6 protein-coding genes are annotated in these 6226 nt (G+C 67.7%); 1 reads left to right on the forward strand and 5 read right to left on the reverse strand.

Features of this window, described 5'->3' with window-relative positions; all coding sequences use genetic code 11:
* Positions 1 to 773: 773 nt before the first annotated feature.
* Positions 774 to 3299, reverse strand: a complete 2526-nt coding sequence (locus VN520_RS03870) for an ATP-dependent Clp protease ATP-binding subunit (protein WP_325745411.1) — start codon at positions 3297 to 3299, stop codon at positions 774 to 776.
* Between the two features lie 441 nt (positions 3300 to 3740).
* On the opposite strand from VN520_RS03870, the gene VN520_RS03875 reads away from it, so the two are divergent.
* Complete coding sequence (locus tag VN520_RS03875) at positions 3741 to 4325, forward strand: SCO3374 family protein (protein ID WP_325745412.1); 585 nt, start codon at positions 3741 to 3743, stop codon at positions 4323 to 4325.
* Here the strand turns inward: VN520_RS03875 and VN520_RS03880 are convergent.
* The 4 genes from VN520_RS03880 to VN520_RS03895 all read right to left on the reverse strand — a co-directional run bounded on the left by VN520_RS03880 (position 4304) and on the right by VN520_RS03895 (position 6128).
* The gene (locus VN520_RS03880; RefSeq protein ID WP_325745413.1) at positions 4304 to 4639 is read right to left on the reverse strand and encodes an Lsr2 family protein; all 336 of its coding nucleotides are present in this window, start codon (positions 4637 to 4639) and stop codon (positions 4304 to 4306) included. The genes VN520_RS03875 and VN520_RS03880 overlap by 22 nt on opposite strands.
* Positions 4640 to 4783: 144 nt before the next feature.
* Positions 4784 to 5401, reverse strand: a complete 618-nt coding sequence (locus tag VN520_RS03885) for an amino-acid N-acetyltransferase (RefSeq protein ID WP_325745414.1) — start codon at positions 5399 to 5401, stop codon at positions 4784 to 4786.
* 9 nt (positions 5402 to 5410) lie between these two features.
* Complete coding sequence (locus VN520_RS03890; protein WP_325745415.1) at positions 5411 to 5845, reverse strand: BlaI/MecI/CopY family transcriptional regulator; 435 nt, start codon at positions 5843 to 5845, stop codon at positions 5411 to 5413.
* A gap of 103 nt (positions 5846 to 5948) precedes the next feature.
* Positions 5949 to 6128 (reverse strand): hypothetical protein, encoded by a 180-nt coding sequence (locus VN520_RS03895; protein WP_325745416.1) that lies wholly within the window; start codon positions 6126 to 6128, stop codon positions 5949 to 5951.
* Between the last annotated feature and the right edge of the window lie 98 nt (positions 6129 to 6226).

Consider the following 6226-nt stretch of genomic DNA (forward strand, 5'->3'; position numbering starts at 1 on the left):
GGCGGCCACGACGGCGCCACTGACGCGGGACATGGACGGGCGGCGGGACTGCTGGAACGTGACGCGCTTCGACATACGGGGGAACCTCCGGGGTGACTGGACCCAGTGCTCGACCGGGCTTGCTCCACCTTGGTAACCCGCACCCCCGGAAACACTCAAACGCCCCATCTACGATCAAAAGCCGTAGCGGCGGGGGCGGGAATGCATGACGGCCACCGAGTCGACGGCACCGGACGATCTTCCGGACATTTCCTGCGAAACGGGTTTAACCCCAGCTCCGAAGCCACCCTTCCTGGACACCAGCCCGAAATCCGGGCATAGGCCCCCAAACGCTAAAATCCCCTTCCGGAGCAGGGCGGAGGTCCCTGGCCGGGCCACCGTGACTTCCCCTAACGCGCCTAGTAGGCCTCCGAGAGTCTGTGCGCCTTGTCACCGCCGGCAGGCCGGAAGCCTGTCCGTTTCGGGACCTTCGGCCCCTCGGGCCGAAAGGCGCTGCCGGGCACGTGTCATCCGGCAGTGCCCGGCAGGTACCGCGGCAGGCCCGCACGGGGTGGCGGCAGGCGGGACGAATGCGTTCCCCAGCCGGATCCGGACACCGCCTGCCTGGGCCTGGAGGCATCGTCCAAGCCCTCACCCCCGGCTCACCGCTCCCCCCGCCAGACCTCGACGGGACAACGGCTGGGCATCGAGAAGCCCTGGACGCGCACAAGGGGCTGCCCCGGACCGGTTCCGGTCCGGGGCAGCCCCTTCGGTGCTCAGGCGCTACGCGCGCCCTACGCTTCCTTCGTCAGGTTCGGGCCGCCGCCCGCTGCCTGCTCGATCGGCGGGACGTCCGGCAGAGCCGACTTCTCCTCACCGCGGAACGAGAACTTCTTCTCGTCCCCTTCGCCCTCGGTGCCCACGACCACGATGTGACCGGGACGCAGCTCCCCGAAGAGGATCTTCTCCGAGAGGATGTCCTCGATCTCGCGCTGGATCGTCCGGCGCAGCGGCCGGGCGCCCATCACGGGGTCGTAGCCCTTCTTGGCCAGGAGGGACTTGGCCTCGGCGCTGAGCTCGATGCCCATGTCGCGGTCCTTGAGGCGCTCGTCCACCCTGGCGACCATCAGGTCGACGATCTGGATGATGTCTTCCTCGGTGAGCTGGTGGAAGACCACCGTGTCGTCGACACGGTTGAGGAACTCGGGCCGGAAGTGCTGCTTGAGCTCTTCGTTGACCTTGACCTTCATCCGCTCGTAGTTCGTCTTGACGTCGCCCTGGGCGGCGAAGCCCAGGTTGAAACCCTTCGAGATGTCCCTGGTCCCGAGGTTGGTCGTCATGATGATGACCGTGTTCTTGAAGTCCACGACCCGGCCCTGGGAGTCGGTCAGACGACCGTCCTCCAGAATCTGGAGCAGGGAATTGAAGATATCGGGGTGGGCCTTCTCGACCTCGTCGAAGAGGACGACGGAGAACGGCTTGCGGCGCACCTTCTCGGTGAGCTGACCGCCCTCTTCGTAGCCCACGTAACCGGGGGGCGAACCGAAGAGCCGGGAAACCGTGTGCTTCTCGCTGAACTCCGACATGTCGAGGGAGATCAGCGCGTCCTCGTCGCCGAAGAGGAATTCGGCGAGCGTCTTGGAGAGCTCGGTCTTACCGACACCGGACGGGCCGGCGAAGATGAACGAGCCACCCGGGCGCTTCGGGTCCTTCAGACCGGCCCGCGTACGGCGGATCGCCTGCGAGAGGGCCTTGATGGCGTCCTTCTGGCCGATGACGCGCTTGTGGAGTTCGTCCTCCATGCGCAGCAGCCGCGAGGACTCCTCCTCGGTCAGCTTGAAGACCGGGATGCCGGTGGCCGTGGCCAGGACTTCGGCGATGAGCTCACCGTCGACCTCGGCGACGACGTCCATGTCGCCGGCCTTCCACTCCTTCTCGCGCTTGGCCTTCGCCGCCAGCAGCTGCTTCTCCTTGTCACGGAGCGAAGCTGCCTTCTCGAAGTCCTGGGAGTCGATCGCCGACTCCTTGTCGCGACGGACGCCCGCGATCTTCTCGTCGAACTCGCGGAGGTCCGGCGGCGCGGTCATCCGGCGGATGCGCATCCGGGAACCGGCCTCGTCGATCAGGTCGATCGCCTTGTCCGGCAGGAAGCGGTCCGAGATGTAGCGGTCGGCCAGGGTGGCGGCCTGGACCAGCGCCTCGTCCGTGATGGAGACCCTGTGGTGGGCCTCGTAACGGTCGCGCAGGCCCTTGAGGATCTCGATGGTGTGCGGCAGCGACGGCTCCGCGACCTGGATGGGCTGGAAGCGGCGCTCGAGCGCTGCGTCCTTCTCCAGGTGCTTGCGGTACTCATCGAGTGTCGTCGCACCGATGGTCTGGAGCTCGCCTCGCGCCAGCATGGGCTTGAGGATGCTCGCCGCGTCGATCGCGCCCTCGGCGGCGCCCGCACCCACCAGGGTGTGGAGCTCGTCGATGAACAGGATGATGTCGCCGCGGGTGCGGATCTCCTTGAGGACCTTCTTCAGGCGCTCCTCGAAGTCACCTCGGTAGCGGGAACCCGCCACCAGGGCACCGAGGTCCAGGGTGTAGAGGTGCTTGTCCTTGAGGGTCTCGGGCACCTCGCCCTTGACGATGGCCTGGGCCAGGCCCTCGACGACCGCCGTCTTGCCGACGCCGGGCTCGCCGATGAGGACCGGGTTGTTCTTGGTACGGCGGGAGAGCACCTGCATGACCCGCTCGATCTCCTTCTCGCGCCCGATGACCGGGTCGAGCTTGGACTCACGAGCGGCCTGGGTGAGATTCCGGCCGAACTGGTCGAGCACCAGGGAAGTGGAGGGCGTGCCCTCCGCGGGGCCGCCCGCGGTGGCCGCCTCCTTGCCTCCCGAGTACCCGGAGAGCAGCTGGATGACCTGCTGCCGCACCCGGTTCAGGTCGGCGCCCAGCTTCACGAGGACCTGGGCGGCGACGCCCTCGCCCTCGCGGATCAGGCCGAGCAGGATGTGCTCCGTGCCGATGTAGTTGTGGCCGAGCTGAAGGGCCTCACGGAGCGACAGCTCCAGGACCTTCTTGGCCCGGGGGGTGAAGGGGATGTGCCCGGACGGGGCCTGCTGGCCCTGGCCGATGATCTCCTCCACCTGCTGGCGGACCGCCTCGAGCGAAATCCCGAGGCTCTCCAGGGCCTTAGCGGCGACACCCTCACCCTCGTGGATCAGGCCCAGGAGGATGTGCTCGGTGCCGATGTAGTTGTGGTTGAGCATCCGGGCTTCTTCCTGAGCCAGGACGACAACCCGCCGCGCGCGGTCGGTGAACCTCTCGAACATCGTTAATCGCTCCTCAGAGCGGTCAGGCAGTAAGGGGTCGGTCCCCTCCCTGTCCTTCCGCAGCTTAGTCCCGCAAGCGGGGACCGCTCATTTCAACTGCCGACACCCGTCCCTGCTTCCAGGCGGATCCCCCGCCCCGAACGCCGACAACTGCTCCAACCCGATGGTGCGAGACGATGTTCCCGCAGGCCAGGCAGATAGCCCTTTCGTCAGTACGCCGATGGCGAACGTGAGACGTTTTTACCCGCGTGTCGCCCCTTCCCACTAGGGATGTCTTACCCGCACCCACCGGCAGTCCATGCGGCGCACCCCTGTTCCCTCCGCTACGGGCGAACAACTTCGTGCCGGCCCGCGCCTCCACGCGCCCCCTTCGGCGGGCACCCAGGGCAGCGGATCACGCGCGGGGCGTAACTCCGGGGCCGGTTCGGCGGTTCATCGGGCATGGCCTCCCTCGTCCCGCCGCCCCGCTCGTCACCGGAGTCCGGGCACTGCGCGCAGTGGTACGCCCGCGAACTCGGCTGGGCCACCGCGGGCACATCGCCGGTGCGGCTGCTGACGGGGCTGAGCTTCGACGTGCTGGAGCTGCCCGCCGCGGCAGGTCACGCGGCGCTGCGCCGCGTGGGGCGCACCGGGCCGGTGGCACTGGCGGGGCGGCGCATGGGGCTGCTGGTGGCCATGGGCAGCGCCGACGAGCTGCCGGGGCTGCTCGACTGGCTGGAGTGGGGCGGGATCGCTCTCGACCTGACCGCCGTCGGGACCGGCGGGCACATCACGGCCCCGGTGCCGCCGGGCGGGGCGGCGGGCTCGCCGGGGGCCGCCTGCTGGCTGCGGCCCCCCGGAACGCGCCAGGAGGTGGAATCGTCCCTCCCGGCCCTCAACGGCCTCGGGAGCAGCGGTGGGGATGCTCCCGATCTCGTACGCCTCGTGGACGTGGCGGCGAATGAATGCCACCGGGCCAGGATCGCGCATGCCCGGACACACCTGTGGGCCCATCGGCCGACAGGTCAGCCGTTGGCCTTCTCGTAAGCCTCGCGGATCTCGGCGGGAACGCGGCCACGGTCATTCACGTTGTGGCCGTTCTCGCGCGCCCACCTACGGATCTCGGCGGTGTCCTTGTTGCCACCGGAAACGGCGCGGCCCTTGCCGCGGCCGGTCGCGGCGCGGCCACCGGTGCGACGTCCGCCCTTGGTGTACGGCTCGAGAAGACCACGGAGCTTGTCCGCGTTGCTCGTGGTGAGGTCGATCTCGTACGTCTTGCCATCCAGAGCGAACGTGACTGTCTCGTCCGCCTCGCCACCGTCGAGGTCATCGACAAGAAGGACCTGAACCTTCTGCGCCACCGGATTTCCTTTCATCGAAAATGCAGTACGCGGAAAGGAAACCGCTTTTCCCCGGAAAACACAAACCCCTGGGAGAGGATCAGGAGCGCGAGAACGCGGGAAACATGCGCGATTCGGACATAGGGCTCCGGCGCGTTCCGCCGTTCACAGGTGCAGAAGCATCCGGCTGTTGCCCAAGGTGTTCGGCTTCACTCGTTCGAGACCCAGGAACTCGGCGACGCCCTCGTCATAGGAACGCAGCAGCTCGCTGTAGACATCTCCGTCGACCGGAGTCTCTCCGATCTCCGTGAAGCCGTGCGCGGCGAAGAAGTCGACTTCGAACGTGAGACAGAAAACCCGGCGGACGCCGAGCCAGCGCGCGGTCTGCAACAGCTTGTCCAGGACCTGGTGCCCCACTCCCGCGCCCTTGACACCGGGGTCGACGGCGAGAGTACGGACTTCGGCAAGGTCTTCCCACATCACGTGGAGTGCGCCGCAGCCGATGACACGGGCGTCCTCGTCGCGTTCGGCGACCCAGAACTCCTGGATGTCCTCGTAAAGCGTCACCGTCGCTTTGTCGAGCAGGATGCCTTCCGAGACGTAGCCGTCAAGGAGCCCGCGGACGGACGCCACATCGCTCGTCCTGGCGCGGCGGACGGTGATGGCCGGCCTATTTACCGACGGGACGGTATGAAGATCTGCGCGAGATCGGGTTTCCGGCCTGCTTTGAGCTCCGGTTTGCGACTCGGTACGGCGCTCGGTCTGCGACTGCTCTGAGGACATCCCCCGACGCTATCGCCCGCTCTCCGGCGGCGCCCCATCGGCTGTGGTTCCGTCATCGGGGCGGGACCCGGCCGGTTCGGGGAAGGCGGGCGTGACGACGCGCATCGCATCCCGGAGAGCCTCACGCTGCTCCGCGGACATCATGCCGAAGAAGGCGACCAGTGCCGCCGCGGGGTTGTCGCTCTGCGACCAGGCCTCGTTCATCAGTGCGGCCGAGTATGCGGCGCGCGTGGAGACCGCCGTATATCGATATGCGCGGCCGTCGACTTCCCGGCGCACCCAGCCCTTCTGATGGAGATTGTCCATTACCGTCATGACGGTCGTGTACGCGATGGACCGTTCCCGTTGAAGGTCCTCGAGAACTTCCCGCACGGTGACCGGGCGGTTCCATTGCCAGACCCGTGTCATCACGGCGTCTTCCAGCTCTCCCAATTGGCGGGGCACACCGTCACCTCAGTGTTAGATGTCCGGAATGGGATGATTCGGGGGTGCCAAAAAGGGCGCACGGCTCCGGGGGAGCCGTGCGCCCTTCACGCTCGGGTCCGGGTCAGACGCCCTCGGGCCGCGGCGTCCGCTCGGCCGCTTCGGCACGGGCGAGTGCCGCGTCCACGGCGGCGTCCTCCTTGGCCTTGTTCGGGCCGCCCTGGCTCTTGATGATCGTCATGACGAGGCCGATGAAGAAGACGGCCATCACCACGGGGGGAACGAGCGCGGATACGTAGTCCATGCCGTCCAGGGTAGCGAGCCCGGCATTCCGGCCACTCCCGGGCACCCCTCAGGCGCGTCGCCGCCCCCAGGACGCCGCGCACTCCTCCGGCGCAGGAG

The organism is Streptomyces sp. (assembly GCF_035563135.1).
Lineage (GTDB): Bacteria > Actinomycetota > Actinomycetes > Streptomycetales > Streptomycetaceae > Streptomyces.